Genomic DNA, 3,480 nt, shown 5'->3' on the forward strand with positions numbered 1-3,480 from the left:
GCTCTATATTTGGCAATTGCACATATCCAATTTTTAAAAGAACTTTCCTTTGCATTAAACCCATCAATATTATCCCAAATAGCAAGAAGTACATCATTTACACATTCATCTTCATAATTTACAATTGGTTTTAGATGAGTTCTAATTATAGATGTCAATAATCCATTGTAATTATCTATGAGCATTTCCATTCCCTTTGGATTGCATCTTTTTATATATTTAATTATTAATTTGTCTTTCAAATCAATTTCCTCCCCGTAAAAGCTTTTACATATGTTAATACGAAGTTTATCATAAAAAACTGACAAAAAACAAAAAAATAGATAGATATTGTTATATAACCACATCCATCTATTTTTGTATCCTAAAAATAAACATCTTATTTTAGTTTATCATTTTTGAAATTTTTAACAGAAAAAGATATCCCGTGTAATACTTGTTTTTCAGGGAAACTTTTTCTTAATACCTTTACGCCTAACTATTTCATTATTATTATGTCAATTATAATTTTTGTGAAAATATTAGATATTGAAAGATTGTGTAGTTAAGAATATAAATTGATCCCATATGAAAAGATGTCTGAGTAGATTTAATAGTAGATAAATAATTTGTCTTTAGGTTATATTTATTGTAATTACTACAATTTATCAAAATATATATAATGGAAGTTGAATGCAATATGGAGGATAAATATAAGAAAATAATTATTGGGTTAATTTTAATAAGTATAGTTGGTTTATTTTTACCATGGTTTTTCTTTGATAGTGACGTAGATTATACTAATGGTTTAGTATGGTTATCATCACCATTATTAAGTGTTAGTATTTTAAGTTCTACGGTTATAATTTTAATCAAAAAACGTTCTAAAATAATTAATTCATAACATGTTTAATACAAGAATAACTTAAAAATAAAAAAGAAGCACCTAAAGTTTATATCAATCACCTTAATTATAGCATATGCTTCTGCATGTCTTAACTATAATGAAGAGATTCAACAACTAGGTGAAAAGGCTATATATTATTATGAAGACGTTAATATATTTATAATGAAAAGGTCTCATGAAGAATACGTATGATAAATATTTATAATAAATTCTCATATTCCATTCTCCCCTTTTTACAATTTCATAGTTTGTGAATTATGAATAGTATAAAAGGGTGTGACATTTTTGGGACACCCTTATGTTTTTACTTTTTATAATTTTAATCTATTAAGTTTTATTTCACAATTTAAAATATTGTAAAAAAAGTATTTATTTATCTATATTAATTTGAAATATATTAATATTGTGAATTAAGAAATAAAAAAAGAGCTATATATTTTAGTATAATCGCTCTAATCATTTAAAATTTATTTTATTTTTAATTAATAGACTTAATTCACATATCCTTTATGATGTTTAAATCCATACTCTAACATTAATTCTCAAATGTACTTTAGTATCATCTTTCTTTGATTAATTAAAATATAATTATTTTTTATATTTCTTATCATATCCTTTATCAGATACAAAATTTTCTATTCCCCAAATATTAAGTTTTTCTGATTTTGACTTATTCTCAGATTCAGCCAATTTATCGTAGTTTTCTTGTAATATAGTAATATCTACTACATTTTCTAAATTATCGCTAACTCTAGCTAGACCTTGTGACACTTGCATTTCATTTAATTGGATTAACTCACCATCATAATTAGCATAAGCATATCCTATTAATCTCCCACTTGTACTTGTTTTTTCATCTTCATTTGTTTCAATATAAATATCTCCACTTTCTTTTATAACTTTCTCTAAATTCTCTTTAGCTTCTTTTCCAAAAGGCATCTCACTGTAAATTGGGTGTATCAATTCAGGTGCATCTATACCTGCTAAATAAAGTTCTTTTGAATATGGTTCACCATCAACATCATATGTAATAAAAATACTATCCCCATCGTGTACATTATCAACTTTAGCTTTGATAAAATCATCTGATAGTACATATTTTTCAGTATTACTTTCTTCTTTTAATTTTGTAGTTTCATTACTTTTACTACACCCTGTAATTCCAAACATAATAGCTAATAACAATAAAACATGTTTTTTCATAATTTCACTCCATTCATTATAGGTTTAGTTCTTGTGATATTACTTATTAGACTGTAATCTACTGAAAAAAGTTTTAATTTTTTAATAAATTATATAAATGTTCCAGTATAAATTTTTTTTATTATAATTAAATATTTTTTTAAATTTAATACTTTACCTTTTTACTATATAATTTTCCTGTATTTTATAAATAATTAAAACCTTTTGTTAATTAACCACGTCTAATGGATGAAAACTAACAAATGGAAGGAGTAAAAATGGAAGATATATTATTAGTAAAAAGAGCTATCAAGGGAGATAGAGACTCTTTTGAAGAATTAATAAATATTTACTTTGACAGGCTATACAAAGAAGCCTATTTAAGATGTAAGTATGAAGAAGATGCAAAAGAAATAGTTCAAGAAACCATATACAAAGCCTATAGAAATATTAAAACTTTAAAAGAACCTCAGTATTTCAAGACTTGGATTAGTAGAATTCTTATAAATGTAGCAAATGATTATTTAAGAAAAAATGGTATGATTGAGTTATCTCATGATGAAAATAGCTATATTACCAAAGTTCATAATGATGATAATATAGATGTGAAAATAGATTTATACAATGCAATAGATGAATTGGAAGATAAATATAAAGATGTAATTATACTCAAATACATAGATGATTTGAAATTAGAAGAAATATCAACAATCTTAGACCGTCCTGTAAATACAATTAAAACACACCTTAGGAAGGCAGTAAAGGATATGAAAAATTTACTGAAGGAGGGCTATATAAATGATTAAGAATAAAAAAGACATAAATAATAATTTAGACAGCGAATTGTTTGAAGATATCTCTATAGAAGAAATAGATAAAGAGATGAATGATTTTCACATAGATAAAGAAAAAATAGACAGTATAAAATATAGCTTTGACAAAGATAGTTTAATAAAATCAGCCATAGATAAAGCTGAAAAAGATATAAAGAAAGATAAACTTAAAAATAATTTTATAAAAGCAGCCTCTATATTAATTGTTATTTTATCAATAGGTGTCTATAATCCTGTCCTAGCACATTATTCACCTATATTGATGAATGGTTTATCAAAAATAAATGCTTTTCTTAAAGTAGATAAGATATCTGCTTATTTAAAAATAGATACTATAATACCTAAAGCTGTATTAAATGAAGATAATAAGGTTGAATTCATTACAATGGGTAATTATAAAGTAAGTCAAAGTTCATCAAGTAATAGCAATGATGTGGTCAAAATTACTAGTGAATATGATGTAGTAAGTTTTATCCATCAAATGTCTAACGGCATCATAAATGCAAGCGATGGTAAGAAGTTTGGATTGGTAGAAATTACTCCAGATAATATTGATTTAGCTCTAGATTCAATAAAATA

At 24.3% G+C, this 3,480-nt stretch carries 5 protein-coding genes; 3 read left to right on the top strand and 2 right to left on the bottom strand.

Going from position 1 to position 3,480, the window contains the following annotated elements:
- The coding region (locus J7G74_RS05975; RefSeq protein ID WP_297133108.1) for a sigma factor at positions 1 to 242 on the bottom strand (242 nt) is incomplete at its 3' end.
- A gap of 437 nt (positions 243 to 679) precedes the next feature.
- Here J7G74_RS05975 and J7G74_RS05980 point away from each other — a divergent pair.
- Positions 680 to 883, top strand: coding sequence for a hypothetical protein (locus tag J7G74_RS05980; protein WP_297133111.1), 204 nt, complete (start codon positions 680 to 682; stop codon positions 881 to 883).
- Between the two features lie 591 nt (positions 884 to 1,474).
- Here J7G74_RS05980 and J7G74_RS05985 read toward each other — a convergent pair.
- Positions 1,475 to 2,089, bottom strand: a complete 615-nt coding sequence (locus J7G74_RS05985) for a thermonuclease family protein (RefSeq protein WP_297133113.1) — start codon at positions 2,087 to 2,089, stop codon at positions 1,475 to 1,477.
- A 257-nt stretch (positions 2,090 to 2,346) separates the two neighbouring features.
- Between J7G74_RS05985 and J7G74_RS05990 the strand changes: the two genes are divergently transcribed.
- Both J7G74_RS05990 and J7G74_RS05995 read left to right on the top strand, forming a co-directional pair.
- Positions 2,347 to 2,874, top strand: coding sequence for a sigma-70 family RNA polymerase sigma factor (locus J7G74_RS05990; RefSeq protein ID WP_297133117.1), 528 nt, complete (start codon positions 2,347 to 2,349; stop codon positions 2,872 to 2,874).
- Positions 2,867 to 3,480, top strand: a 614-nt coding sequence (locus J7G74_RS05995) for a hypothetical protein (protein ID WP_297133119.1), incomplete at its 3' end; no start/stop codon positions are given. The genes J7G74_RS05990 and J7G74_RS05995, both read left to right, overlap by 8 nt.

The sequence above is a fragment of the Terrisporobacter sp. genome (genome assembly GCF_017888745.1).
Taxonomy (GTDB): domain Bacteria; phylum Bacillota; class Clostridia; order Peptostreptococcales; family Peptostreptococcaceae; genus Terrisporobacter.

Excerpts from the sequence above, each read along its gene's own strand:
- J7G74_RS05980 (WP_297133111.1), top strand. The coding sequence starts at position 680 with ATGGAGGATAAATATAAGAAAATAATTATTGGGTTAATTTTAATAAGT.
- J7G74_RS05985 (WP_297133113.1), bottom strand. The coding sequence starts at position 2,089 with ATGAAAAAACATGTTTTATTGTTATTAGCTATTATGTTTGGAATTACA.
- J7G74_RS05990 (WP_297133117.1), top strand. The coding sequence starts at position 2,347 with ATGGAAGATATATTATTAGTAAAAAGAGCTATCAAGGGAGATAGAGAC.